Origin of the sequence: Aureimonas flava (assembly GCF_003583935.1) — a bacterium.
Taxonomy (GTDB): domain Bacteria; phylum Pseudomonadota; class Alphaproteobacteria; order Rhizobiales; family Rhizobiaceae; genus Aureimonas; species Aureimonas flava.
The window spans coordinates 240643-264351 of sequence record NZ_QYRN01000005.1 but is presented as its reverse complement, the minus strand read 5'-3'; the positions used below and the strand labels follow the sequence as shown (position 1 = coordinate 264351).

Genomic DNA, 23709 nt, shown 5'->3' with positions numbered 1-23709 from the left:
ATCGAAGTCCGCCCGATGCCGTCGTCTCCCCGCATTCCCAACCCGATCGGTCAGCACGGCGTGATCGGCGACCTGAACACGCTCGCCCTGGTGACACCCGACGGGCGCATCGATTTCCTGTGTCACCCGAACATCGATTCGCCGACGCTGTTCGCCTCGCTGCTGGATCCCGAACGGGGCGGCGAGTTCCGGCTCTGGGCGACGGCCGAGGGCATGGGCCGGCGCCAGATCTACCTGCCCGACACCAACATCCTCCTGACGCGCTTCCTGGGCGAGGACGGCATCGGCGAAGTGTCCGACTTCATGCCGCTCGACGGATCGGGGCGCATCGTGCGCCGCGCCAAGGCGATCATGGGACCGGTCGCCTTCGCGCTGCGCCTCGAGCCGCGCCCCGAATACGCCGCCGTCGTTCCGGACCTCACCCCGACGCCGGACGGCGCGCGCATCGAATGGACGCGCGGCGACGGCGGGCGCGAGACGATCCTCCTCCACACCTCGGTGCCGCTGCGCGTCGAGGGCGGCGCGGTGACCGGCGAGGTGACGCTCGCGGAGGGCGAGACCGCCTTCGCGGTGCTGTGCCCGGCCCGCGAGGGATGGTCCGCCGCGGACGACGCCTATGTGCGCGCCTCGTTCCGCGACACCCGCGCCTACTGGCACGACTGGGTTTCGCGCGGGCGCTATCCGACCTTCTGGCGCGAGCTGGTGGTGCGCTCGGCGCTGACGCTGAAGCTCCTGACCTCGGCCCGCCACGGCTCGATCGCGGCGGCCGCGACCTTCGGCCTGCCGGAGGTGGTGGGCGGCGAGCGCAACTGGGACTACCGCTTCTGCTGGGTGCGCGATTCCGCCTTCACCCTCTACGCCCTGTCGCGCCTCAACTACTTCGACGAGGCCGAGGCCTTCATCCATTTCCTGATGGAGCGGGTGGCCGAGAGCGACGGCGAGCGGTCCGGGCTGCAGATCATGTACGGGATGGACGGACGGGGCGAACTCGCCGAGACCGAGCTGCCGAACCTTGCCGGCTACGGCGGGTCGAAGCCGGTGCGCGTCGGCAACGGCGCCTTCGACCAGCGCCAGATGGACATCTACGGCGAGTTCATGGACGCGGTCTACATCGCGACGCGGGCGCGCGGAAAGCCGAGCTACAGTGTCTGGGCCAAGCTCACCGGCCTGATCGACTGGCTCTGCGGCAACTGGCACCTGCCCGATCGGGGCATCTGGGAGAGCCGCGGGGAGGACAAGGAGTATCTGTCGTCGCGCCTGATGTGCTGGGTGGCGATCGACCGGGCGATCCGCATCGCCGTGCGCGAGTCCATGCCGGCCGACCTCGCGCTCTGGCACGAGCAGCGCGACCGGATCCAGCGCACCATCGTGGAGGAGTTCTGGAACCCCGAGATCGGCGCCTTCACCCAGTTCAAGGGCGGCGACACGCTGGACGCCGTGGTGCTGCTGATGCCGCTCGTGCGCTTCATCAACCCGCGCGACCCGATGTGGATCTCGACGCTCAAGGCGGTGCGCGAGACCCTGGTCCATGACTGCCTCGTGCGCCGCTACATCAACGGCCCGTCGAACCACGACGGGCTGGAGGGCGAGGAAGGCTTCTTCACCATCTGCTCGTTCTGGTACGTCGAGGCGCTGGCGCGAACGGGCTTCGTCGCGGAGGCCCGCCTCCTGTTCGAGAAGCTGCACGCATACGCCAACCATCTCGGCCTCTACGCCGAGGAGCTGTCCACCGACGGGCAGCATCTCGGCAATTTCCCGCAGGGTCTCACCCACCTGTCGCTGATCTCGGCCGCCATCTGGCTCGACCGGGCGCTGCGCGGCGACGGGTCCGATCCGCACCATGCCGGCTTCCAGATGATCGAGGACCCCGATGGCATCTTCTGACCTCCACTCCCTCGCGGGCCAGGTGGCCGTGGTCACCGGCGCCTCGGCCGGCATCGGCCGGGCCTGCGCGGTGGAGCTGGCGCGCGCGGGCGCCGACGTCGCGGTCAACTATCACGGCTCGCGCGAGGGCGCGGAGGAGACCGTGGCCATGATCCGGGATCTCGGCCGGCGCGCGATCGCCGTGCAGGGAGACGTCGGCGCCGAGGCGGACGTCGCGCGCCTGTTCGACGAGGCGCAGGAGCGGCTCGCGCCGGTCGATATCGCCGTCTCCAACGCCGGGCTCCAGCGGGACGCCGCGCTCGCCGACATGAGCCTCGAGGACTGGGAAACGGTGATCCGCACCAATCTCACCGGCGGCTTCCTGATGGCGCGCGAGGCGGTGCGCCGGTTCCGCACCAAGGGAAGGCGGCCGGAGGTCAGCCGCGCGCTGGGCAAGCTGATCTTCGATTCCTCCGTGCACCAGCGCATTCCCTGGGCCTTCCACGTCAACTACGCGGCGTCGAAGGGCGGGCTGAAGCTGCTGATGGAATCCGTCGCGCAGGAGGTCGCCGCCGAGGGCATCCGCGTCAATGCCGTCGCGCCCGGCGCCATCGCCACCGACATCAACCGCAGCGAACGCGAGAAGGAAGGCGGACGGGAGGCGATGCTGGCGCTGATCCCGCATGGGCGGGTGGGCGATCCGGAGGACGTCGGCCGCGTCGTGGCGTTCCTGGCCTCCGACGCCTCGGACTACATCGTCGGGCAGACCCTGTTCGTGGACGGCGGCATGGCGCTCTATCCCGGCTTCCGCGGCAACGGCTGAACGCGAAAGGGCGGCCCGAGGGCCGCCCTTCTCGTGGGGTCGCGGTGGAGGCGGCCGCTCAGCGCAGCTCGTCCTCCTCCTCGTTCTCCTCCGGCTCGGTGCGGCGCATGGAGGTGAGCTTGGCGAACACGGCGGCGGCGTCGAGCTCGTCGTCCTCGCGCGGTGCGGCGCGGTAGTTCTGGGTCTGGGCCGCCGAGAGCAGGCGCTCCTCCTCGGCCACCTCCTCCGGGCGCGGCATGCCGCGCGAGGCCTTCTCGACCTCGAGGTCGAGGTCGATCTGCGAGCACAGGCCGAGCGTCACTGGGTCCATCGGCTGGAGGTTGGCCGAGTTCCAGTGGGTGCGCTCGCGGATCTGCTCGATCGTGTGCTTGGTCGTGCCCACGAGGCGCGAGATCGCCGGATCCTTGAGCTCGGGATGGTTGCGCACCAGCCAGAGGATCGCGTTCGGGCGGTCCTGACGCTTGGACACTGGCGTGTAGCGCGGCCCCTTGCGCTTGGCCTCGGGCACGCGGACCTTGGGCGGAGCGAGCTTCAGGCGATGCTTCTCGTCCTTCTCGGCGCGCACGATCTCGTCGCGCGTGAGCTGGCCGGTGATGATCGGATCCATGCCCTTGATGCCCTGCGCCGACTCCCCGTCCGCGATCGCCTTCACCTCCAGCGGGTGCAGCGTGCAGAACTCGGCGATCTGTTCGAAGGACAGGGACGTGTTGTCGACGAGCCAGACGGCCGTGGCCTTGGGCATCAGAAGCTGCTGAGCCATGGATATAGGTCTCCTGTGGGCCCGCCCCGGTCAGGCGGGCTGTGGTCATGCCACGAATTCCGGAAATCGACGCTGACTATAGGCATGCGCGGCTCGGTTCGCAAGGAACGATGCGTGCCCCGCCCCGTCTCACCGCGCGCCGGCGCGCGTCACCAGAACGATCTTGCCGATGTGGTCGGCGTCCATCGCCGCATGGGCGCGCGCCGCATCGGTCAGCGCGAAGGTCGCGTCGATCAGCGGTTTCACGCGGCCCTCGGCGACGAGCGGCCAGACCCTCTCCTCCAGCTCGGCCGCCAGGGCCGCCTTGAACGCCGCATCGCGCGCGCGCAGCGTCGAGCCGGTCAGCACCACGCGCTTGCGCATCACCGCGAAGAGGTCCAGCTCGGCCCGGCGCCCGCCCAGATGCGCGATCTGGACGATGCGCCCGTCCTCCGCCGCCACCTCGACGTTGCGCGCCAGGTAGTCGCCGCCGATCATGTCGAGCGTCAGGTCGACGCCGCGCCCGTCGCGCCACCCCCCGAGCGCCGCCACGAAGTCCTCGGTGCGATAGTTCACCGCGAGCTCCGCTCCGAGCCGGCGCGCCGCCTCCGCCTTGTCCGCGCTGCCCACGGTGGTCGCGACATGGGCGCCAAAGGCGTGGGCGAGTTGGATCGCCACCGTGCCGATGCCGCTTGTGCCTCCGTGCACCAGCAAGGTCTCGCCCGCCCGCAGCCCGCCGCGCTGGAAGACGTTCTGCCAGACGGTGAGGAAGGTTTCGGGGATCGCGGCCGCCTCCACCATGCCGAGCCCCGCCGGCACGCTCAGCACCGAGCCCTGGTCGGCGAACGCGTATTCGGCGTAGCCGCCGCCGGCGAGCAGCGCCATCACCCGGTCGCCCTCGCGCCAGCGCGACACGCCAGGCCCCACCGCCGCCACCGTGCCGGCGACCTCCAGCCCCGGCCAGTCCGGCGCGCCCGGCGGGGGCGGATAGGCGCCCATGCGCTGGAGGACGTCGGGCCGGTTCACGCCCGCCGCGTGCACCGCGATCAGCACCTCGCCCGCACCCGGCCGGGGCACCGCGGCGGTGCGCTCGACGAGGACCTCCGGTCCGCCGTGACCGTCCAGGGCCATGATCGTCATCTCTTCGGGCTGGGTCATCGGGCACATCTCCTGCAACGTCGCTCCCACTTAACGCGAGCCGGCGAAATGTCCTCCCCGGATTAACCCCTCGTTGACCATTCCGGCGCATAGTCGGGGCAGTCCAGATTGCTTTGGATGGCGACCTTGCCGGTTGTCGAACCTCCCTGTTGAACCTCAAGAGCCGCCCCGTGCGGCTCTCTTTTTGCCGCAGCGCCAGGGGTTCGACATGCTTTCCGGCCGTTAACCAACAATGGCCGGGCCTGCTTGCGCATCGGGACCGGGACGTAGATTCTAGGAGCGACAGGGCGGCGGCGCGCCGAGCCGGCGGGACGCCCCTGCAACGATTCGCTTCAAGGTCGGTTTTCCGCGCATGACACATTCAGTTCTCGATCACGGCGAACCCACCCGAACGGTCAGGCTGGCGGAACGGCTTGCCTTCTCGTCCTCGTTCCAACCGATCTTCGACGAGGGGATGACCCTGGTCGACGAGACCGCGGCCTATCTCGACGGGGACGGACGGCGCGACGCGCGCGCCATCTCGCGCGGGGCGTCGACGCTCTACGCGGCCGAATCCATGCGCCTCACCACGCGCCTGATGCAGGTCGCCTCTTGGCTCCTCCTCCAGCGGGCCGCCAACCAGGGCGACATGTCCCGCGCGCAGGTCGAGGCCGAGAAGGTCAAGGTCCGGCTGGACGGCATCGGCGGCGGCGCGGACTCGCCGTTCTACGAGGAACTCCCCCTCGCCTTCCGCGACCTCGTGGAGCGCGCCGTGATGCTGGAGCGCCGCGTGGCGCTTCTCGACCGCGAGATCTACGGCGACCCGCAGGTCGACGGTTCCGCCAATCCGGTGGGCGAGCAGATGCACCTGCTGCGGACCGCCTTCGCGGTGTAGAGGCACCGCATGTCGGACACGAAAGAAGGGCGCGCGGGCCTCCACCCGCGCGCCCTTTTTCCGTTCGGGGACGGCGCAACGAAAAAACCCGGCCGGAGCCGGGTTCTCCGATCGCTCGCTAAGTCGGCGATCAGATGCCGAGGCCCTCGTAGCGCTTCTTGAAGCGCGAAACGCGGCCGCCGCGATCCAGCATCTGCTGGTTGCCGCCGGTCCAGGCCGGGTGGCTGATCGGGTCGATGTCGAGATTCAGCTTGTCGCCCTCGGCGCCCCAGGTCGAACGCGTCTGGTACTCGGTGCCGTTGGTCATCACGACGGTGATCGTGTGGTAGTCGGGGTGGATGTTCTGCTTCATCGCTCGTTTCCCAGGCTTTCGCGCTCGCACCCACTGAGGGCCATGGAAGCAGCCCGCCGGCAGGGGCGCCGGGTGGACATTTCGACCAAGGACCGGAATGAGGAGCGCGATCGCTTTCAAATTCAAGGGCGAGCCTATACATCAGGCCCCGATAGCGCACAAGGGCCGCCGGGCGGCCGCAAGGGGCAGCCGATTTGCGAAACGGAACCGCCGAAAAGGCCGGCGGCGGGGCGCCCCGCCGCACGTTGAAGCCGCTGGCCCGCCTGTGGCCCTACATGGTCCGCCACAAGGGCCACGTGGCGGCGGCACTGTTCTTCCTGGCGCTCGCGTCCGTGACCACGCTGTCCCTGCCGCTCGCCGTGCGGCGCGTTGTGGACCACGGCTTCGCCTCGGCCGATACGGCCTTCGTGAACTCCTATTTCGGCATGCTGGCGGTGCTCGCCCTGGTGCTCGCGCTGGCGAGCGCCGGCCGCTACTACTTCGTCATCACCATCGGCGAGCGCGTCGTGGCGGCGCTGCGGCGGGACGTGTTCGCCCATGTCCTGACCCTTTCCCCCGCCTTCTACGACCGCAACCTCTCGGGCGAGATCGTCTCGCGCCTCACCGTCGACACGACGCAGATCAAGTCCGCCGTGGGCGCCACGGCCTCGCTGGCGCTGCGCAACTCGATCCTGTTCGTGGGCGCCGCCGCGATGATGGTGGTGACGAGCCCCGGCCTGTCCGCCATCGTCCTGGGCGCGATCCCGCTGATCGTCCTGCCGCTGGTCGCCTTCGGGCGCAGCGTGCGGGCTCGCTCGCGCGCCGCGCAGGACGTCCTGGCCGGCGCCGGCGCCTATGCCGGCGAGGCCATCGGTTCGGTGCGTGCCGTGCAGGCCTTCACCGCCGAGGGCGAGGCGCGCGCGCGCTTCGACGCCGCCGTGGAGGACGCCTTCGAGGCCGCGCGCCGCTCGGTCTCCGCCCGCGCCGGGCTCACGGCCTTCGCGATCTTCCTCGTCACGGCCTCGATCGTCGCCGTGCTCTGGGTTGGCGCGCAACAGGTGATCGGCGGAACGATGACGCCCGGCACGCTCGGGCAGTTCCTGCTCTACGCCGTGTTCGCCGCTTCCAGCCTCGGCCAGCTTTCCGAGGTCTGGGGCGAGTTGACCGCGGCGGCCGGCGCGACGGAGCGCCTGTCCGAACTCCTGGAGGACCGGTCGGAGATCGCCGATCCCGCCTCCCCGGTATCGCTTCCGGCTGTTCCCACCGGCGCGGTGCGCTTCGAGGACGTCGCGTTCCACTATCCGACGAGCCCCGGGCGCGCGACGCTGCGGGGCCTCTCGTTCGAGGTCCGTCCGGGCGAGACGGTGGCGCTCGTCGGCGCGTCGGGCGCGGGCAAGTCCACCGTGTTCGCGCTTCTGGAGCGCTTCTACGACCCGGCCGCCGGTCGCATCCTGGTGGACGGCGTCGACATCCGCCGCGTCGCGCTCCATGCGCTGCGCCGGCGCATCGCGCTGGTGCCGCAGGACGTCACGATCTTCGCCGGCACGCTCGCCTCCAACATCGCCTTCGGGCGGCCGGACGCCACGCGCGCGCAGATCGAGGCGGCGGCCGAGGCGGCGCTGGTCACGCCCTTCGTGCGCCACCTGCCGGACGGGTTCGACACGACGGTCGGCGAGCGGGGCGTCACCCTGTCGGGCGGCCAGCGCCAGCGCGTGGCGATCGCCCGCGCCATCTTGCGCGACGCGCCGATCCTGCTCCTGGACGAGGCCACCTCGGCGCTCGACGCCGAGAGCGAGGGGCTGGTCCAGACCGCGCTGGACGGGCTGATGCGCGGGCGCACCACGCTGGTGATCGCCCACCGTCTCGCCACCATCCTGAAGGCCGACCGCATCCTGGTGGTGGACGGCGGACGGATCGTCGAGGAAGGCACCCATGCCAGCCTGATCGCGGCGGACGGTGCCTATGCGCGCCTTGCGCGGCTCCAGTTCGGCGCAGCGGAGGCGGCCCTGCGGGGCGCTGCCGAATAGGCGTCCGGGCCACCCGCCGAAAAGAAAATAGGTCAGCATTGTTGACATATTCTCCGCGCATGTGGTGAAGGACGCGCAGGAGGATGTCCATGACCCTGACCGACCTGTTCGCCACCCGCTCCAGCCGCATGAAGGCATCGGAAATCCGGGAACTCCTGAAGCTCCTCGACCAACCGGACATCATCTCCTTCGCCGGTGGCATCCCCGACCCCGCGCTGTTTCCGCACGAGGCCTTCCGCCAGGCCTATGCCGACGTCCTCGGCGGCGCCCAGGCCGACGCCGCCCTGCAGTACCAGGTGAGCGAGGGCTACCTGCCGCTGCGCCGCTGGCTCGCCGCGCACATGGCAACGCTCGGCGTTCCCTGCGACGAGGGCAACGTCTTCATCACCTCCGGCTCGCAGCAGGGGCTCGACTATCTCGGCAAGCTGATGCTGTCGCCCGCCGACACGGCGCTGGTCGCGTGGCCGACCTATCTCGGCGCGCTCCAGGCCTTCAACGCCTACGAGCCGACCTACGACCGCCTGGCCCCCGAAGGCGGCAACACCACGCCCGCCGCCTATGCCGAGGCCGCCGCCAAGGCCGGCGGGCGCGCCAAGTTCGCCTATCTCGTGCCCGACTTCGCCAATCCCACCGGCGAGACGCTGACCCTGGCACAGCGCGAGGCGGTGCTGGACCTCGCCGCCGAGCTCGACATCGCCGTGATCGAGGACGCCGCCTATCAGGCGCTGCGCTACGAGGGCGACCCCGTGCCGCCGATCGCGGCGCTCGACTGCGCCCGCTCCGGCGGCCTGGACGCGGCCCGCACGATCTACTGCGGCTCGTTCTCCAAGATCCTTGCACCCGGCCTTCGCATGGGCTGGATCTGCGCGCCGCGTCGCATCGTGGAGAAGCTCGTGCTGATGAAGCAGGCGGCCGACCTCCACAGCCCTTCCATCAACCAGATGGCCATCCACCGCGTCGCCGAGACCAGCTACGCGGCCCAGGTCGAGAAGGTCCGGCAGGTCTACGGCGCGCGGCGCGACGCGATCCTCGCGGCGCTGGAGGCGGCGATGCCGGCCGGCGTCGAATGGAGCCGGCCCCAGGGCGGCATGTTCGTCTGGGTCACGCTTCCCGAGGGCATCGACACGGCGACACTGCTCGCCCGCGCCGTCGCGGAGGAACGCGTCGCCTTCGTGCCCGGCAGCGCCTTCCATGCCGACGGCTCGGGCCGCAACACGCTGCGCCTGTCGTTCACGCTGGCGGACGAGCGCGCGGTGACGCAAGGCATCCCCCGCCTCGGGCGCCTCGTCCGGGACGAGATGGGGCGCCGCTGACGAGGGCCCCTCGGCCCTCTATCGTTCGGTGAGCTTCAGCTCGATCCGCCGATTGCGGGCGCGCGCCTCCGGCGTGTCGCCCATCACCAGCGGCTGGAACTCGCCGAAGCCGGTGGCCGCCAGGCGGTTGGCCGGCACGCCCGCCTGCACCAGGAAGCGCACCACCGCCGCCGCGCGCGCGGTGGAAAGCTGCCAGTTGTCGGTGAAGCGGCCGCCGCTGATCGGCACGTTGTCCGTGTGGCCGTCGACGCGGATGATCCAGTTGATGTCGGACGGGATCTCGCGGTTGAGCTGGATGATCGCCTCGGCGAGCTTCTCCATCTCGTCGCGCCCGGCGGGCTGGAGGATGTCCGCACCCGAGGGAAACAGCACCTCCGACTGGAAGACGAAGCGGTCGCCGACGATGCGGATGTTGTCGCGGTCGGCCAGGATCTCGCGCAGGCGGCCGAAGAAGTCGGAGCGGTAGCGCGCCAGCTCCTGCACCCTCTGGGCGAGCGCCACGTTGAGCCGGCGCCCGAGATCGGCGATCTGCGTCTGGGATTCGCGGTCGCGGCTCTCGGACGCGCCGAGCGCATCCTCCAGCGCCGCGATCTGCTGGCGCAGCGCGGAGAGCTGCTGGTTCAGGAGGTCGATCTGCGTGCGCGCCTGGGCCGAGACCTGCCGCTCCGATTCCACCTGCGCCTGGAGCTCGCCGACCGCGGGCGCGGCGCCACCGCCGCCCGCCCCCGCCCGTTCGCCGTCCAGCGCCGCCTGGAGACGGGTGCGCTCGGTCTCGGCGCCGGCCAGCGAGGCCTGGAGCGCGGCGATCTGGTCCTGGAAGTCGGTGGAATTGGATCGCTCCAGCGCGAGGAGTTGGTTGAGTTCGGCGATCTGCGAGTTCAGCCGGTCGAGCACCGTGTCGCGCCCCGACAGGTCGCGACTGAGCAGGAACTGCGCGATCACGAAGACCGACAGGAGGAACATGATGGCCAGGAGCAGCGTGGACAGCGCGTCCACGAAGCCCGGCCAGTAATCGATGTCCCGCCGCAGCCGGCGACCGCGCCCGAGCGCCACGGCCTCAGTTCCGCTCGATCTCGGAGAGCGACCGGTTCAGCCGCTCCAGGACGCGCCGCATCTCGCGCTGCTCGTTGGCCTGCGCCTCCACGAAGTCCCGAAGCGTCTGCTGCTCGCCGCGCATGTGCTGGACGAGGCCCTGGATGCTCTCGGCGAGGTTGGCCATGGCGGCGCTGGTGCGCGGGCTGGTCGAATGCTCCAGCACCAGGCGGTTGATGCGGTCGGACAGGAGGCGGAACTCCTCGCCGCTGGAGCCCACCGCCGCCCCTTCGGGCGCGACGATCGCCGGCATCGGCAGACCGCCCTCCACCGCCACCGTGGCGAGCCAGTCCTCCAGCTCGGTGTAGAACCGGTTCTGCGCCCGACCGACCTGTAGGTCGAGGAAGCCGAGGACGAGCGATCCCGACAGGCCGAACAGCGAGGACGAGAACGCCGTGCCCATGCCCGAGAGCGGGGCCGACAGGCCGGACTTCACCGAATCGAGCACCGTCGCCGCATCGCCGGCGGCCGGATCCAGCGACTGGATCGTGGAGGAGATCGAGCCGATCGTGGTGAGAAGGCCCCAGAACGTGCCGAGAAGGCCCAGGAACACGAGGAGGCCGACCAGATAGCGCGACACGTCGCGCGATTCGTCGAGGCGCCCGCCGACCGAGTCCAGGATCGCGCGCACCGACGACGCCGGCAGGCTGCTCGGCATCGCGCCGTGCCCGACCATCGCCTCCATCGGCGCCAGCAGCACGGGTGCGCGGGCGCGGCGCTCGCGGTCGTTGTCGCGCAGCGCGTTGAGCCAGCGGGCCTCGCGCGCCAGACGGAGAATCTGGAGCAGCGCCAGAAGGATGCCGACCGCCAGGACCCCGAGGATCAGCCCGTTGAGGCCGGGATTGGTGGAGAAGGCCTGGATCACCTGCCGGCCGAGGATCATCGCCACGAAGCCGGCCAGGGCCAGGAAAACCAGCATGGCCCACAGGAAGACCAGGGGGCTGGAAAACCGGTCCGGGCCCCCATGCGGGATGGGGCGGCCGTCGGGGGATGAACTCAGAACCTGCATCGGTACGGCACCCGCTTGGCGAACTCGCTGGCTGGCGGGGAAGCTAGCGGAGACGCGGCGCGCTGCAAATCGCTTTTTCGCGGAAAGCGCGCCACGCGCAACACGTTAGGCCGCCTCAGCCCTCGCTCGGCTCGGCCGGCTCGGTCCGGGGCTTCGCCCCGCCGCGCATGGCCGTGCTCGCCTTCTTCAGCGCCGCCACCAGCGCCCGGTGCACGAGCTCGTTGCCGCAGGCGAGATCGCCCTCGGCGAACTCGAAGGCCGAGCCGTCCGAATGGGTGACGAAGCCGCCCGCCTCGCGCACCAGGATCGAGCCGGCGGCCACGTCCCAGGGCTGGAGCGAATGCTCCCAGAAGCCGTCGATGCGGCCGGCCGCCAGATAGGCGAGGTTGAGCGCCGCCGAGCCCATGGCCCGGATGCCGGCCGTCTCGCCCATCATCTGCCGCGCCTCGAAGAGGTAGCGCGCGTGGTCTGCGTGGCCGAGATGGGGAATGCCCGTCGCCACCACGCATTCGGCCAGCTTGGAGCGCGCGGCGACGCGGATGCGGCGGTCGTTCAGGAAGGCGCCGCCGCCCCGCTCGGCGGAGTAGAGCTCGTCGCTCGCCGGGTTGAAGATCACGCCGGCCACGATCTGCCCGTCGCGCTCCAGGCCGATCGAGATCGCGAACTGCGGAATGCCGTGCAGGAAGTTGGTGGTGCCGTCCAGCGGATCGACGATCCAGCGGTGCTGCGGGTCGCGGCCCTCCACGGCGCCGCGCTCCTCCATCAGGAAGCCCCAGTCCGGCCGGGCGCGCGACAGTTCCTGGAAGACGATCTCCTCGGCCTTGCGGTCGGCGTGGCTGACGAAGTCGGCCGGCCCCTTCATGGACACCTGGAGGTTCTGCACCTCGCCGAAGTCGCGCGTGAGCGAGCGGCCCGCCTTCATCGCGGCCTGCGTCATCACGTTCATCAGCGCCGAACGGGCCATGGCTTCAACTTTCCTGATAGCGATCGAAAGAACCGGCGGCGGCGCGGGGCCGCGTGCCTTGTGCCCGCAACCGAGGGCGGCGCGGGACGAAATGGAGAACGGGCGCCTCACAACCACACTTGAACGGTGGGTTCAAGCCCCGTGCGTCATCCGGCGCGGAAGCGGTTGGCCGCCTCCAGCGCCGCCTTCTGCTCCGCGTCGGGCAGGTCGCGGAACCAGCCGTCCAGCGTGGCGTCCGAATTGGCGGCGCGCCGGGCGAGCACGGTCCACATCGCGGCCTGCCCACGGTCGCGCGGGGTTCCCACGCCGTCCTTGTAGAGATGGGCCATGCGATTGACCGCGATCGGGTTGCCGCGCTCGGCCGCGCCCTTGAGCCAGCGGAAGCCCTCCAGGGGATCGGCGGGGCCGCCGCGGCCGTTGATCAGCCAGATGCCGAGCTCGATCTGCGCGGTGTCACTGCCGCCCTTGGCCGCTTCGGCGAGCCAGCGGCGCGCCTCCGCGTCGTCGGCCTTCTGCGTGCCCCGGCCGTAGGCGTAGAGCTGCGACAGGGCGTATTGCGCGTCGGGAAGGCCGGATTCGGCCGCCTTGCGGAAATAGGCGGCCGCCTCGGTGAAGCCGCCGGTGGGCGAGGCGCGGATCAGCATCTGGCCGTAGTTGTAGGCGGCCAGCGGATTGCCGGCATCGGCGGCGGCCTTCATCAGGTCGCGTGCCGTCGCGTCGTCGGGGGGCACGGCGCGCCCTTCGATCAGCAGCATGGCGTAGCGGAACTGCGCCTCCGGCACGCCGGCCTTGGCGGCGATCCCGTACCAGCGGGCCGCTTCGGTCTCGTCGCGCGGGACGCCCAGCCCGCGGCCGTAGATCTCGCCGAGCAGGGTCTGCGCCGCCGGGTCGCCGAGATTGGCGAGCGGCTCGGCGATGCGCAGGGCCGAAAGGTAGTAGCCGCGCTGGAAGGCGCCGTAGGCCTGGGCGCTGGCGGACGGCGCGCCCGGAGCGGCACCGTCGTCGTTCGCGCGGGCCACCGGGGTCGGCAGGAGGTTGGACGACAAGGGCGGCGGGGGCACCTCGAGGCCGGCGGCGGGCGCCGCGGGGGCCGGCGGATCCTGCGCCGCGGCGGGCGTGGCGGACAGGAGCGCCAGGAGAAGCGCCAGTCGCCTCATGCCGCGGCCTCCTCCATCGCCGCATCGATCAGCCGCTCGGCGGCCCGGACCCGTTCGCCCGCGAGCGCGAGGTCGGCGAACACGGCGCTGGACAGGGCGATGAACTCGGCCCGCGTCGCGACCGCGGCCGGCAGGCTCGCAAGATCCGAGCCCCCCTGCACGATGCACGGAATCTCGACGATCGAGGCCCACCATTCGGCCAGTTCGAGATTGCGGCGCAGGGGCTCGGGCGCGGCGTCGGCGCCGAGCTTTCCGAAGAAGAGGTAGTCCGGCATGCACTCGCCGGCTTCCAGCGCGTCGTGCCGCGTGGTGAAGCCCGAGGCGCCGACGATCAGGCGGGGCGCGAACCGGCCGACCGCCTCGCGCAGGGCCGGCACGCTGCCGGAGGGATCGTGGAACCCGTCGGCGCGCACGCGGCCGGCGCAGCGCGTGTCGCCCGCCACGATCGCGGCGGCGCCCGCCGCCTGGATCACCGGCACGAGGCGCTCGGCGAAGTCCTGGAAGGGCCCCGGCTGGCGGTCGGCGGGGTCGATCAGCACGGAGGCGACGTCGCCCGCGTCCAGCGCCTCGCGAAGCGCGGTCTCGCCGGCCTCGCCGTCCGGCAGGAGGGTCGTCGCCAGGACCAGTCGGGGGCGGATACGGTCGTCGTCGATCATGGAAACATCTGCGCAGCGGGCGGAACGGGCCGGTCGGGCCGGCGGGCTGCTGTAGATACCGATTGCGGCGAGACTACAAGGGCGCGCGCGGATCGGAGGGCGCGGCCTGGGAAGGCCGCGCCGGGGAATGCTCGTGGATCGTCAGTGGGCCGAATGGCGCAGACGCTCGATCTCGTCCTTGAGGACCAGCTTGCGCCGCTTCAGTTCCTGTAGTTCCGCATCGCTCATGGCCGGCTTGGTGTGGGCCGATGCGATCTCCTCGTTGAGGGCCGAATGGCGCTGCTCCAGGGTCGCGAGATGGGCATCCAAGGACATTCTTGAGCTCCTTTGGGTTTTCCGCCTCCATCGACGTCCGGACGACCGGACCGTCGTGGACGCCATGAAGGTGTCACATAAGGTTTGAGCTGTCGAATGGGGTTCAAGACCCGGGTTTTTAATTTCCCGCCGTCCTGATATCCAAAGGACGGGGTCGAAGCGCCCGTTCCCGAGCGGTTGGAAGGACTTGCCGCCGGGGCCGGTTCCGGGTCGATTTTTTGTGATGCCGCGGCCCGCCGACCGGGCGCCGCGGCGCGGGGGTTTCGCGTTCGAGGGGACCGGGGTGGCGGATCAGGAACAGGCCGAACTCAGGCTGCAGCTCGCCAGGCTGCGCCAGGAACATTCAGATTTCGACGCGGCGATCGAGGCGATGGAGATCACCGGCTGCGACCGGCTGCAGATCCAGCGCATGAAGAAGAAGAAGCTCCTGATCAAGGACCGCCTCCAGGACCTCGAGGACCAGGTCCTGCCGGACATCATCGCATGAGCGCGCCCGCGGTCGCCGTGATCATGGGCAGCCAGTCCGACTGGGCCACCATGCGGCACGCCACCGAGACGCTGGACGCGCTCGGCATCGCGCACGAGGCGTTGATCGTGTCCGCCCACCGCACGCCCGACCGCCTCGTCGCCTTCGCCAAGGGCGCGCGCGAGCGGGGCTTCAAGGTGGTGATCGCGGGCGCGGGCGGCGCCGCGCACCTGCCGGGCATGGCGGCCTCGATGACGCCGCTGCCGGTCTTCGGCGTTCCGGTGGAAAGCCGGGCGCTGTCGGGCCAGGACAGCCTCCTGTCGATCGTCCAGATGCCCGCCGGCATCCCGGTCGGCACGCTCGCCATCGGCCGGGCCGGCGCGGTGAACGCCGCGCTGCTGGCCGCCAGCGTGCTCGCCCTCGGCGACGCCCCGCTCGCCGCGCGGCTGGACGCCTGGCGCGCGCGCCAGAGCGAAGCCGTCGCCGAGCGCCCCGTCGACGACGCGACGCCCGCGCATTGATCTCCCCCGCATCCAGGCGGTCCGCATGACAGCCCCCCTCCCCTTCGGCTCCACCATCGGCATCATCGGCGGCGGCCAGCTCGGCCGCATGCTGGCGTCCGCCGCCGCGCGCCTCGGCTTCCGCACGCTAGTGCTCGACCCCGATCCCGACTGCCCGGCGGCGCAGGTCGCCAACGAACTCGTGCGCGGCGCCTACGACGACCTCGCCGCGCTGCGCACGCTGGCCGAACGCAGCGACGTCGTGACCTACGAGTTCGAGAACGTGCCGGTGGCGCCGCTTCGCGCGCTGGGCACGGCCACACCCGTCCATCCGCCCATCGAGGCGCTGGAGGTGGCGCAGGACCGCGTCGTGGAGAAGGCCTTCCTGAACGGCATCGGCATCGCCACCGCGCCCTGGCGCGCGGTGGACGACCCGCAGGAGCTCGACCACGCGCTGCTCGACCTCGGGGGCGACTGCATCCTCAAGACGCGCCGCCTCGGCTACGACGGCAAGGGCCAGGCGACCATCGCGGCCGGCGGCCCGCACGACGACGTGTTCGAGAGCCTGGGCTCGGTGCCCGCCATCCTGGAGCGCAAGGTGCCGTTCGTGCGCGAGATCTCGGTGATCGCCGCGCGCGGTCAGGACGGCGGGTTCCAGGCCTTCGACCCGGCCGAGAACGTCCATCGCATGGGCATCCTCAGCCGCTCCACCGTGCCGGCCGAGGTCGCGGACGCGTCCGCCGAGGCGGCGGTCGCCACGGCGCGCGCGATCCTCGACCGGCTGCGCTACGTGGGCGTGATCGGGGTGGAGTTCTTCGTCGCGGCGGACGGCGCGCTTCTGGTCAACGAGATCGCGCCCCGCGTCCACAATTCGGGCCACTGGACCGAGGCCGCCTGCACGGTGTCGCAGTTCGAGCAGCACGTGCGCGCGGTGGCGGGCCTGCCGCTCGGCTCCGGCGAGCGCCATTCGGACTGCGTGATGGAGAACCTGATCGGGTCCGAGGTGGAGCGGGCCGCGGCGCTTCTGGCCGAGCCGCGCACGCTCGTCACCCTCTACGGCAAGCGAGAGGCGCGGGCCGGCCGCAAGATGGGCCACGCGACGCGGCTCGCGCCGCGAAAAGGGATCTGAAACGGCAGGCGAGGCGCGGTCACATGGTTGACATCGCACCCCGCCTGCCGCTATTGCCACCCCCAGGTCGACGCGCCCCCCAACGGCGCGTTTTTCATTATGCGGCGGAATGGGACTGGGCCCGATCGTCGCCTCGCAATCGACGGTCGAAGCCATGAAGATCAAGAACTCGCTGAAGTCCCTCAAGGGCCGCCACCGCGCCAACCGCCTGGTTCGCCGCAAGGGCCGCATCTACATCATCAACAAGCTCGCCCCGCGCTACAAGGCGCGTCAGGGCTGACGCACCGGGCCGCACCGCGCGGCCCGACGAAATCGTTTGGAAGGCGCGCCGCGACGACTTAAGCTCGTCGCATGCGCGCCTTTCTTCGTTTCCGCCCTGCCCGTATCGCGGCCCCCGCCCTTCTCGCCACGCTCGTGCTGGCGACGGGCGGCGCGCCGTCCCGCGCGCAGGACGCCCCGCCGCCCGGCGTCGCGACGCCGCCTGAGGTGCCGCCTGAGGCACCCGCCGCCGACGAGACGCCGCAGGCGCGACTCGACCGCCTGTTCGCCGAACTGAAGCGCGAGCCCGACGCCGAGAAGGCGACGGCGATCGCCAACCGCATCCAGGCCGCCTGGCTGGAGAGCGGCAGCGCCACGGTGGATCTCCTGTTGCTGCGCTCGACGCAGGCCATCGCCCGCAAGGACGCGGCCGCCGCTTTCGACCTGGTGGACCAGGCGATCGTTCTCGATCCCGACTTCGCGGAAGCCTACAACCGGCGCGCCACGCTGCACTACACGCAGAACCACTACGCGCGCTCCATGGCCGACGTCGAGGAGACGCTGCGGCGCGAGCCGCGCCATTTCGGCGCGCTGGCGGGGCTGGGCGCGATGCTGGAGGAGCTGGGCCGGGATCGCGAGGCGCTGGAAGCCTACGGGCGCGCGCTCGCCGTGTATCCGACCATGAAGGCCGCGCAGGACGCGGCGGCGCGGCTGGCCGAGAAACTGTCCGGCCAGCCGGCCTGAGGCATCGGGAGTCCGCCGGGCGGCGGACCGTCGGTCAGACGGCCGAGAGGCCGTCGGAGCCGATATAGGCGATGCGGATCATGTTGGTGGCGCCGGGCGTGCGCAGCGGCACGCCGGCCGTCACGGTGACCCGCTCGCCGACGCGCGCGTAGCCCTGCTGGACGGCGAGGCGGCAGGCGCGGTTGATCATGTCCTCCATGTCGAACGCATCCTCCGTGACCACGCAGTGCAGGCCCCAGACGAGGCTGAGCCGGCGCGCCGTCGCCTCGATCGGCGACAGGGCGAGGATCGGGATCTGCGGGCGCTCGCGCGCCGTGCGCAGGCCGGTCGTGCCGGTCGAGGTGTAGGTGACGATGGCCGCCACCTGCAGCGTCTCGGCGATCTGGCGCGCCGCCAGCGACACGGCGTCGGCGCCCGTCGCCTCGGCCGCGGGGCGCTGGGCGAAGATGATGCCGGGATAGAGCGGGTCCTTCTCCACCTCGACGGCGATGCGGTCCATGGTCTGGACGGCCTCGATCGGATAGGCGCCGGCCGCCGATTCGGCCGACAGCATCACCGCGTCCGCGCCCTCGAACACGGCGATCGACACGTCCGACACCTCGGCGCGCGTCGGCACCGGGGCGGTGATCATCGATTCCAGCATCTGAGTGGCGACCACCACCGGCTTGCCGGCGCGCCGCGCCGCGCGCGTGATGCGCTTCTGGATGCCGGGCACCTGCTCCAGCGGCATCTCGACGCCGAGGTCGCCGCGCGCGACCATGATCGCGTCCGACAGTTCGATGATCTCGTCGAGCCGCTCCACGGCCTGCGGCTTCTCGATCTTGGACAGGAGGCCGGCGCGCCCGCGCGAGAGCTTGCGCGCCTCGGCGAGATCCTCCGGCCGCTGGATGAAGGACAGCGCCAGCCAGTCGACCTCGGCCTCCAGAACCGCGTCGAGATCGCGCCGGTCCTTGTCGGTCAGCGCGCCGCTGGTGAGCAGCGTGTCGGGCAGGCTGACGCCCTTCTTGTCGGAGATGCGCGTGCCCGCGACGACCTCGCAGCGGATCGCGGTGCCGGTCGATTTCAGCGCGCGGAGTTGAAGCTTGCCGTCGTCGATCAGCAGGCGGTGGCCCGGCTGGACGGTCTGGAGGATCTCGGGATGGGGCAGGTAGACGCGGTTGCGGTCGCCCGGCTCCGGATTGTCGTCCAGGGTGATGATGTCGCCGGGCTGGAGGTCCACCTTGCCTTCGGCGAACTTGCCGACGCGCAGCTTGGGACCCTGGAGATCGGCGAGGATGCCGATCGGCCGGTCCACCGCCGCCTCGACCCGGCGGATGCGCGCTACGAGCTCTCGCATCGTGTCGTGGTCGGTGTGGCTCATGTTGATGCGGAAGACGTCGGCGCCCGCTTCGTGCAGCTTGCGGATCATCGCCTCGTCGGACGAGGCCGGCCCGAGCGTTGCGAGAATCTTCACGCGGCGATTGCGTTTCATGGCTTGTCGGTCCCCTCGCGTGCCGCTTCCGTCAGCTGGACCATCCAGCTGCCCTGTCCGCCGGTGTCGTACTCCCGAAAGCCCATCTTCTGGAACCCGCGGGCGAAGCAGTCCTTGACTCCGACGATCTTGAACTCGTTTTCGGCGATGCACATGTCGATGTCGCCCGCCCAGCGCCCGAGGCCCTCGGCGTCCTCGGCGTAGATGTAATAGTAGCGCGACTGCAGCTCGCCCTCGATGACGGAGCGACACGTCGTCGCCGGGATGCGCCACCAGCCCTCGCTGACCCAGCCTTCCGCCGTTCGCTGCCCGACCGCGACGCCCACCAGCGCCTGCGTCCCGTTGCAGACGCGGAAGTCCGCGTGCGCGTCGGTGCTCAGGAACGGGGCGGCGAAGGCGGAGAGGGCCAGGGCGAGAGCGGCGGCGGCGATCGGGGATTGCAGACCCAGGATCGGGCAGGACAGCATGGGCGACCCTTTGGATAAGGACGGCGGCGGGCCCTTCTCGCATAGTCAGGAAAACTGTCAAAGGCGGGGCGGCCCAACGGCGCCACTTTTTATTAAATCGATGCGATCGCGCGGCGGGGCCGGCTTGCGGGCCGGCGGCGGCGGGGCGATATCGAACGGCGACGCCAAGACCAGGAGCCGACCATGGACCGTGCCCCAACGACGACCGAGCTCGAGGCCGCCGCCTTCCGGCGGTTGCGCGACCATCTGCGCGCGCGCCCAGACGTCCAGAACATAGACCTGATGAACCTTGCCGGCTTCTGCCGCAACTGCCTGTCGACCTGGTATGCCGAGGCCTCGGCCGAAGCCGGGGCGCCGCTCACCAAGGAGGCGGCGCGCGAGATCGTCTACGGCATGCCCTACGACGAATGGCGCGCGCTGCACCAGCGCGAGGCGAGCGCAGACGCGCAGGCCGCCTTCTCCGGCGCGCGCGCGCACGATTGAGGTGGAGGTAACCCTCGGGTAACCATTCGGCGTCATCGAAGGGGAAGCCGACGCCCGCGCGGGCGGCTTCGCTCCGTCGCCCGATACGAGGTCCGTCCCATGCCCAGCGCCGTCCTGCCCGCCGTCGATCCCCAGGCAGGGCGCCGTGCCGGGCACCGGGGCGCCTGAGGCCGCCCCGCGGATCCGACCCCCGCGCCGACACATCCATCAGGCGGACGCTTCCCGGCCCGCCGCTTCATCAGGCTAGACCCATGTCCCAGACGATCGAGAATGCTGCCGAAACCAACGTCGCGGCCGACGAGCTGCGCTCCTTCGTGGAGCGCATCGAGCGCCTCGAGGAGGAGAAGAAGCAGATCGCCGACGACGTGAAGGACGTCTACGGCGAGGCCAAGTCGCGCGGCTACGACACCAAGGTGCTGCGCAAGGTCGTGTCGCTGCGCAAGCAGGACCGAAACGAGCGGGCCGAGCAGGAGGCGATCCTCGACCTCTACCTTCAGGCGCTCGGCATGAACTGAGCGGTCGCCCGCCCCGGTCGGCTTCCCGTGAGGGTCCGGACGGGGCGGGCTCGATCGCGACGGGCCGGGGCCGCTCCCGCCCCGTCCCGCGCCGTCTGGGGATCAGGCGGTTGGCCTGGTGTCCTTCAGCGTCGCCATGTCGATCACGAACCGATACTTCACGTCGCTCTTCAGCATGCGCGCATAGGCGGCTTCGATGTCGTGGATGTCGATCATCTCGATGTCGGAGACGATGCCGTGCTCGGCGCAGAAGTCGAGCATCTCCTGCGTTTCCGCGATGCCGCCGATCAGCGATCCGGCGAAGTTGCGCCGGCGCCAGATCACCGAGAAGGCCGCCACGGACAGCGGCCGTTCCGGCGCGCCGACCTGGCACATCGTCCCGTCGCGCTTGAGAAGATTGAGATAGGCGTTGACGTCGTGCTCGGCCGCCACGCAGTCGAGGATGAAATCGAAGCTCTCGCCGTGCGCGCCCATCTGGGCGGGATCGGTGGAGACGATCACCTCGTCCGCGCCCAGCCGCCGGGCGTCGTCCGCCTTGCCGGGCGAGGTCGTGAACAGCACGACGTGGGCGCCCATCGCATGGGCGAGCTTGACGCCCATGTGCCCGAGGCCGCCGAGCCCCACGATGCCGACCTTCTGGCCGGGGCCGACGTCCCAGTGGCGCAGCGGCGAATAGGTGGTGATGCCCGCGCACAGGAGCGGCGCGACGGCGGCGAGCTCGAGGTTCTCGGGGATGCGAAGCGTAAAGCCCTCGTCCACCACGACCGCCTCGGAATAGCCGCCGAAGGTGGTGCGGCCCGTCTGCGGCTCGACGCCGTTGTAGGTCGCGACAAAGCCGTTCTGGCAATAGTTCTCCAGGCCGTCGGCGCAGGCCGCGCAGGCCTGGCAGGAGGCGACCATGCAGCCGACGCCGGCAAGGTCCCCGACCTTGAACTTCGTCACGCCGGCGCCCACCGCCGACACGCGGCCGACGATCTCGTGGCCCGGCAGGCAGGGATAGGTGGTGTTCCGCCAGTCGTTGCGGGCCTGGTGGAGGTCCGAATGGCAGACGCCGCAGAACAGGATGTCGATCTTGACGTCCCGCTCGCCGACATCGCGGCGCTCGAACCGGAAGGGGGCAAGGGGCTGATCGGCGGCCGGGGTGGCGAAGCCTTCGCAGATGAACATGGGCACAATCCTCGTGTCGTATCGAAAGGCGCGAGCGGCACGCCGCCCGCGAAGGGGTCGTATCAGTCGGCCGCGTATTGCGCGTCGTCCACCTGCTCCATCCACGCGACGTTCTCGCCGTCGCGGACGTTGGTGATGGCGATGTGGGACATGGCGGTCTCGGCCGTCGCGCCATGCCAGTGCTTCACGCCCGGCGGGGTCCACACCACGTCGCCGGGACCGATCTCGCGCTTGCGGCCGCCCTCCTCCTGCACCCAGCCGAGACCGCGGGTGACGATCAGCACCTGGCCGGCGGGATGGGTGTGCCAGGCCGAACGGGCGCCGGGCTCGAAGGTCACGAGCCCGCCACCGTTGGCGGTGTGCTCGTTGGGGGCGTAGAGGGGATCCACGATCACCGAGCCCGTGAAGTTCGCATCGGCACCCTTGGCGGAGGCGCGCGAACCGTTCGGCGAGATCGTGCTCGTCTCGGCCTGCGCCGCAGCGCCGGCGAGCGCCAGGGCGACGAGGGCGGCGGGAAGCGTCTTCATCGGTGTCTCCTCCTCGTTCGGATGGGCTCGCGCGCGGCGGGCTTCGCCGGGCTCACCGCGCGGCGTACTCGTCGTCGGTGACATGCTCCATCCAGTCCACGACCTTGCCGTCCTCGTGTTCCTGGATGGCAATGTGGCTCATCGCGTTGTCGCGCGCCGCGCCGTGCCAGTGCCGCTCGCCCGGCTCGAACCACACGACGTCGCCGGGACGGATCTCCTGGATCGGGCCGCCCTCGCGCTGCACCAGCCCGATGCCGGCGGTGACGATCAGCGTCTGGCCGACCGGATGGGTGTGCCACGCCGTCCGGGCGCCCGGCTCGAAGGTCACCAGGGCACCAGCGCCGCGCCGCGCCTCGTTGGCGGCAAACAGCGGATCGACGCGCACGCTGCCCGTGAACCAGTCGGCGGGCCCCTTGCCGGAAGGGTTGGCACCGTTCTTGGTGATATCCATGGTGGTCGCTCCTCGATCGAGGCCGCCCCGCGGCGGTTTCGACGCCTATCTACACCTCCGGAGGCGTTCGATTAGGGGGCCCCGTTCGCTAGAACCTATGAGCGGTGCACATGAATGCGCGCCGCCTCGCCCGGAGCCGCCCTCGGACGGAGCGCCGCGATTGCCGTAGACCGACGAAACCCGCATGGTCCGATGACCGGAGATCATGAATGCTGCGCGAGAACGTCAACAGCCTGATGGCGTTCCTCGCCGTGGCCCGCGAGCGCAGCTTCACGCGCGCGGCGGCGCAGCTCGGCGTGTCGCAGTCGGCGCTGAGCCACACCGTCCGCCAGCTCGAGGAACGCGTCGGGGTGCGCCTGTTGACGCGCACCACGCGCAGCGTCAGCCCGACTCCGGCCGGCGAGCGTCTGATCGCCAGCCTCGAGCCGCGCTTCCGCGAGATCGAGGAGGAGCTGGTGGCGGTGGCCGGCCTCGGCAGCCGGCCGGCGGGCATGGTTCGGATCACGGCGGTGGACTACGCCATCGACACGGTGATCTGGCCGAAGCTGTCGCGGGTGCTGCGCGACTATCCCGAGATCGAGGTCCAGGTGGTGTCCGACTACGGCCTGACCGACATCGTGGCCGACCGGTTCGACGCCGGCGTGCGCCTCGGCGAGACGGTCGCCGAGGGCATGATCGCGATCCGGATCGCTCCCGACGAGGCCTACGCCGTGGTGGGCGCGCCGGCCTATTTCGAGGGCCGCGACCCGCCGCTGGTTCCCCAGGATCTCGCCGCGCATCGCTGCATCAACCTCTGGCTGCCGACGCATGGCGGCAACTACGTGTGGGACTTCGAGAAGGGCGATCGCGAGATGCGCGTCCGGGTGGCGGGCCAGGCGACCTTCAACGGTATCCGCCAGGTCCTGGCGGCGAGCCTGGACGGCTACGGGCTCGGCTACATGCCCCTCGGCCTGGCGCGGCCCGACCTCGACAGCGGGCGCCTCGTGCGGGTGCTGGCCGACTGGTGCCCGCCCTGGTCGGGCTACCATCTCTACTATCCGAACCGCCGCCAGCCCTCCGCCGCGTTCCAGGTGGTGCTGGACGCGCTGCGTCATCGCGGCTGACCGAGGCGCCCCGCCCCGGCCGCCAGGCGCCACGAACACTTCCCGCGCCACGTGCACCGCCGAGAAGACCTCCCGCCAGCCGCCGCGCGGGGTGCGCTCCGGCCGCG

Annotated in this window: 27 protein-coding genes; 13 read left to right on the top strand and 14 right to left on the bottom strand. The window is 70.9% G+C overall.

Features of this window, described 5'->3' with window-relative positions; translation table 11 throughout:
• The first annotated feature begins 15 nt into the window (after positions 1-15).
• Both D3218_RS11075 and D3218_RS11070 read left to right on the top strand, forming a co-directional pair.
• Positions 16-1884, top strand: a complete 1869-nt coding sequence (locus tag D3218_RS11075) for a glycoside hydrolase family 15 protein (RefSeq protein ID WP_119540285.1) — start codon at positions 16-18, stop codon at positions 1882-1884.
• Positions 1871-2686 carry an SDR family oxidoreductase gene (locus D3218_RS11070; RefSeq protein WP_119540136.1) on the top strand — a complete coding sequence of 272 codons (816 nt, stop codon included), beginning with the start codon at positions 1871-1873 and terminating at the stop codon, positions 2684-2686. The genes D3218_RS11075 and D3218_RS11070 overlap by 14 nt, the downstream gene beginning before the upstream one ends.
• Positions 2687-2744: 58 nt before the next feature.
• Here D3218_RS11070 and D3218_RS11065 read toward each other — a convergent pair whose 3' ends face one another.
• Both D3218_RS11065 and D3218_RS11060 read right to left on the bottom strand, forming a co-directional pair.
• Entirely contained in the window at positions 2745-3446 is a 702-nt protein-coding gene (locus tag D3218_RS11065) for a DUF1013 domain-containing protein (RefSeq protein ID WP_119540135.1), read from the bottom strand.
• 129 nt (positions 3447-3575) lie between these two features.
• Positions 3576-4583, bottom strand: coding sequence for an NAD(P)H-quinone oxidoreductase (locus D3218_RS11060; protein ID WP_119540134.1), 1008 nt, complete (start codon positions 4581-4583; stop codon positions 3576-3578).
• A gap of 352 nt (positions 4584-4935) precedes the next feature.
• Between D3218_RS11060 and rcdA the strand changes: the two genes are divergently transcribed.
• Entirely contained in the window at positions 4936-5457 is a 522-nt protein-coding gene (gene rcdA, locus D3218_RS11055) for a protease adaptor protein RcdA (RefSeq protein WP_119540133.1), read from the top strand.
• Positions 5458-5587: 130 nt separating this feature from the next.
• Here the strand turns inward: rcdA and rpmE are convergent, their stop codons facing one another.
• Positions 5588-5809 carry a 50S ribosomal protein L31 gene (rpmE, locus tag D3218_RS11050; RefSeq protein WP_119540132.1) on the bottom strand — a complete coding sequence of 74 codons (222 nt, stop codon included), beginning with the start codon at positions 5807-5809 and terminating at the stop codon, positions 5588-5590.
• Positions 5810-6003: 194 nt separating this feature from the next.
• Here rpmE and D3218_RS11045 point away from each other — a divergent pair, with 194 nt between their 5' ends.
• Entirely contained in the window at positions 6004-7815 is a 1812-nt protein-coding gene (locus tag D3218_RS11045) for an ABC transporter transmembrane domain-containing protein (protein ID WP_280959968.1), read from the top strand.
• 89 nt (positions 7816-7904) lie between these two features.
• Positions 7905-9128, top strand: a complete 1224-nt coding sequence (locus tag D3218_RS11040) for an aminotransferase-like domain-containing protein (protein WP_119540131.1) — start codon at positions 7905-7907, stop codon at positions 9126-9128.
• Between the two features lie 18 nt (positions 9129-9146).
• On the opposite strand, the gene D3218_RS11035 is transcribed toward D3218_RS11040, so the two are convergent.
• The 6 genes from D3218_RS11035 to D3218_RS11010 all read right to left on the bottom strand — a co-directional run bounded on the left by D3218_RS11035 (position 9147) and on the right by D3218_RS11010 (position 14321).
• Entirely contained in the window at positions 9147-10181 is a 1035-nt protein-coding gene (locus tag D3218_RS11035) for a peptidoglycan -binding protein (RefSeq protein ID WP_119540130.1), read from the bottom strand.
• Positions 10182-10185: 4 nt separating this feature from the next.
• Positions 10186-11229 carry a flagellar motor protein MotA gene (locus tag D3218_RS11030; RefSeq protein ID WP_119540129.1) on the bottom strand — a complete coding sequence of 348 codons (1044 nt, stop codon included), beginning with the start codon at positions 11227-11229 and terminating at the stop codon, positions 10186-10188.
• Between the two features lie 115 nt (positions 11230-11344).
• A complete protein-coding gene (locus D3218_RS11025; RefSeq protein WP_119540128.1) occupies positions 11345-12193 on the bottom strand; it encodes an inositol monophosphatase family protein in 849 nt (282 codons plus the stop codon).
• A gap of 146 nt (positions 12194-12339) precedes the next feature.
• On the bottom strand, positions 12340-13350 hold the full coding sequence (locus D3218_RS11020) for a tetratricopeptide repeat protein (protein ID WP_119540127.1): 1011 nt from the start codon (positions 13348-13350) through the stop codon (positions 12340-12342).
• Entirely contained in the window at positions 13347-14006 is a 660-nt protein-coding gene (locus tag D3218_RS11015; protein WP_119540126.1) for a thiamine phosphate synthase, read from the bottom strand. Before D3218_RS11015 ends, D3218_RS11020 begins: the two co-directional genes overlap by 4 nt.
• A gap of 141 nt (positions 14007-14147) precedes the next feature.
• On the bottom strand, positions 14148-14321 hold the full coding sequence (locus tag D3218_RS11010; protein WP_119540125.1) for a YdcH family protein: 174 nt from the start codon (positions 14319-14321) through the stop codon (positions 14148-14150).
• Between the two features lie 283 nt (positions 14322-14604).
• Between D3218_RS11010 and D3218_RS11005 the strand changes: the two genes are divergently transcribed.
• The 5 genes from D3218_RS11005 (at position 14605) to D3218_RS10985 (ending at position 17418) form a co-directional block, all read left to right on the top strand.
• Complete coding sequence (locus tag D3218_RS11005) at positions 14605-14808, top strand: YdcH family protein (protein WP_119540283.1); 204 nt, start codon at positions 14605-14607, stop codon at positions 14806-14808.
• Positions 14805-15308, top strand: a complete 504-nt coding sequence (gene purE, locus D3218_RS11000) for a 5-(carboxyamino)imidazole ribonucleotide mutase (protein WP_119540124.1) — start codon at positions 14805-14807, stop codon at positions 15306-15308. The genes D3218_RS11005 and purE overlap by 4 nt, the downstream gene beginning before the upstream one ends.
• A gap of 25 nt (positions 15309-15333) precedes the next feature.
• Complete coding sequence (locus tag D3218_RS10995) at positions 15334-16416, top strand: 5-(carboxyamino)imidazole ribonucleotide synthase (protein ID WP_119540123.1); 1083 nt, start codon at positions 15334-15336, stop codon at positions 16414-16416.
• 154 nt (positions 16417-16570) lie between these two features.
• Positions 16571-16696 (top strand): type B 50S ribosomal protein L36, encoded by a 126-nt coding sequence (ykgO, locus tag D3218_RS10990; RefSeq protein ID WP_019998227.1) that lies wholly within the window; start codon positions 16571-16573, stop codon positions 16694-16696.
• Between the two features lie 71 nt (positions 16697-16767).
• Entirely contained in the window at positions 16768-17418 is a 651-nt protein-coding gene (locus D3218_RS10985; RefSeq protein WP_119540122.1) for a tetratricopeptide repeat protein, read from the top strand.
• 34 nt (positions 17419-17452) lie between these two features.
• Here the strand turns inward: D3218_RS10985 and pyk are convergent, their stop codons facing one another.
• Positions 17453-18889 (bottom strand): pyruvate kinase, encoded by a 1437-nt coding sequence (pyk, locus tag D3218_RS10980; protein ID WP_119540121.1) that lies wholly within the window; start codon positions 18887-18889, stop codon positions 17453-17455.
• Positions 18886-19356, bottom strand: a complete 471-nt coding sequence (locus D3218_RS10975) for a DUF1036 domain-containing protein (RefSeq protein ID WP_119540120.1) — start codon at positions 19354-19356, stop codon at positions 18886-18888. The genes pyk and D3218_RS10975 overlap by 4 nt, the downstream gene beginning before the upstream one ends.
• A 183-nt stretch (positions 19357-19539) precedes the next feature.
• On the opposite strand from D3218_RS10975, the gene D3218_RS10970 reads away from it, so the two are divergent.
• Together D3218_RS10970 and D3218_RS10965 are read left to right on the top strand one after the other, a co-directional pair.
• Complete coding sequence (locus tag D3218_RS10970; RefSeq protein WP_119540119.1) at positions 19540-19839, top strand: DUF1244 domain-containing protein; 300 nt, start codon at positions 19540-19542, stop codon at positions 19837-19839.
• Between the two features lie 251 nt (positions 19840-20090).
• Positions 20091-20354, top strand: a complete 264-nt coding sequence (locus tag D3218_RS10965) for a DUF2312 domain-containing protein (RefSeq protein WP_119540118.1) — start codon at positions 20091-20093, stop codon at positions 20352-20354.
• A 102-nt stretch (positions 20355-20456) separates the two neighbouring features.
• Here D3218_RS10965 and D3218_RS10960 read toward each other — a convergent pair whose 3' ends face one another.
• From D3218_RS10960 to D3218_RS10950, 3 genes are all read right to left on the bottom strand, one after another.
• Positions 20457-21521, bottom strand: coding sequence for an NAD(P)-dependent alcohol dehydrogenase (locus tag D3218_RS10960; RefSeq protein WP_119540117.1), 1065 nt, complete (start codon positions 21519-21521; stop codon positions 20457-20459).
• Between the two features lie 62 nt (positions 21522-21583).
• Entirely contained in the window at positions 21584-22048 is a 465-nt protein-coding gene (locus D3218_RS10955) for a (R)-mandelonitrile lyase (RefSeq protein WP_119540116.1), read from the bottom strand.
• Between the two features lie 52 nt (positions 22049-22100).
• A complete protein-coding gene (locus D3218_RS10950) occupies positions 22101-22499 on the bottom strand; it encodes a (R)-mandelonitrile lyase (protein ID WP_119540115.1) in 399 nt (132 codons plus the stop codon).
• Positions 22500-22708: 209 nt separating this feature from the next.
• Between D3218_RS10950 and D3218_RS10945 the strand changes: the two genes are divergently transcribed.
• Positions 22709-23602 carry a LysR family transcriptional regulator gene (locus D3218_RS10945; RefSeq protein WP_119540114.1) on the top strand — a complete coding sequence of 298 codons (894 nt, stop codon included), beginning with the start codon at positions 22709-22711 and terminating at the stop codon, positions 23600-23602.
• The last annotated feature ends 107 nt before the right edge of the window (positions 23603-23709 follow it).

Bases quoted from the DNA above. Each gene is read 5' to 3' on its own strand.
- D3218_RS10985 (WP_119540122.1), top strand. From the start codon at position 16,768: ATGCGCGCCTTTCTTCGTTTCCGCCCTGCCCGTATCGCGGCCCCCGCC.
- D3218_RS11020 (WP_119540127.1), bottom strand. From the start codon at position 13,350: ATGAGGCGACTGGCGCTTCTCCTGGCGCTCCTGTCCGCCACGCCCGCC.
- D3218_RS10965 (WP_119540118.1), top strand. From the start codon at position 20,091: ATGTCCCAGACGATCGAGAATGCTGCCGAAACCAACGTCGCGGCCGAC.
- rpmE (WP_119540132.1), bottom strand. From the start codon at position 5,809: ATGAAGCAGAACATCCACCCCGACTACCACACGATCACCGTCGTGATG.
- ykgO (WP_019998227.1), top strand. From the start codon at position 16,571: ATGAAGATCAAGAACTCGCTGAAGTCCCTCAAGGGCCGCCACCGCGCC.
- D3218_RS10945 (WP_119540114.1), top strand. From the start codon at position 22,709: ATGCTGCGCGAGAACGTCAACAGCCTGATGGCGTTCCTCGCCGTGGCC.
- D3218_RS11025 (WP_119540128.1), bottom strand. From the start codon at position 12,193: ATGGCCCGTTCGGCGCTGATGAACGTGATGACGCAGGCCGCGATGAAG.
- D3218_RS11065 (WP_119540135.1), bottom strand. From the start codon at position 3,446: ATGGCTCAGCAGCTTCTGATGCCCAAGGCCACGGCCGTCTGGCTCGTC.
- D3218_RS10955 (WP_119540116.1), bottom strand. From the start codon at position 22,048: ATGAAGACGCTTCCCGCCGCCCTCGTCGCCCTGGCGCTCGCCGGCGCT.
- D3218_RS10995 (WP_119540123.1), top strand. From the start codon at position 15,334: ATGACAGCCCCCCTCCCCTTCGGCTCCACCATCGGCATCATCGGCGGC.
- D3218_RS11040 (WP_119540131.1), top strand. From the start codon at position 7,905: ATGACCCTGACCGACCTGTTCGCCACCCGCTCCAGCCGCATGAAGGCA.
- D3218_RS10970 (WP_119540119.1), top strand. From the start codon at position 19,540: ATGGACCGTGCCCCAACGACGACCGAGCTCGAGGCCGCCGCCTTCCGG.
- D3218_RS11075 (WP_119540285.1), top strand. From the start codon at position 16: ATGCCGTCGTCTCCCCGCATTCCCAACCCGATCGGTCAGCACGGCGTG.
- D3218_RS11010 (WP_119540125.1), bottom strand. From the start codon at position 14,321: ATGTCCTTGGATGCCCATCTCGCGACCCTGGAGCAGCGCCATTCGGCC.
- D3218_RS11070 (WP_119540136.1), top strand. From the start codon at position 1,871: ATGGCATCTTCTGACCTCCACTCCCTCGCGGGCCAGGTGGCCGTGGTC.
- D3218_RS10950 (WP_119540115.1), bottom strand. From the start codon at position 22,499: ATGGATATCACCAAGAACGGTGCCAACCCTTCCGGCAAGGGGCCCGCC.
- purE (WP_119540124.1), top strand. From the start codon at position 14,805: ATGAGCGCGCCCGCGGTCGCCGTGATCATGGGCAGCCAGTCCGACTGG.
- D3218_RS11060 (WP_119540134.1), bottom strand. From the start codon at position 4,583: ATGACCCAGCCCGAAGAGATGACGATCATGGCCCTGGACGGTCACGGC.
- D3218_RS10960 (WP_119540117.1), bottom strand. From the start codon at position 21,521: ATGTTCATCTGCGAAGGCTTCGCCACCCCGGCCGCCGATCAGCCCCTT.
- D3218_RS11015 (WP_119540126.1), bottom strand. From the start codon at position 14,006: ATGATCGACGACGACCGTATCCGCCCCCGACTGGTCCTGGCGACGACC.
- rcdA (WP_119540133.1), top strand. From the start codon at position 4,936: ATGACACATTCAGTTCTCGATCACGGCGAACCCACCCGAACGGTCAGG.
- pyk (WP_119540121.1), bottom strand. From the start codon at position 18,889: ATGAAACGCAATCGCCGCGTGAAGATTCTCGCAACGCTCGGGCCGGCC.
- D3218_RS11030 (WP_119540129.1), bottom strand. From the start codon at position 11,229: ATGCAGGTTCTGAGTTCATCCCCCGACGGCCGCCCCATCCCGCATGGG.
- D3218_RS10975 (WP_119540120.1), bottom strand. From the start codon at position 19,356: ATGCTGTCCTGCCCGATCCTGGGTCTGCAATCCCCGATCGCCGCCGCC.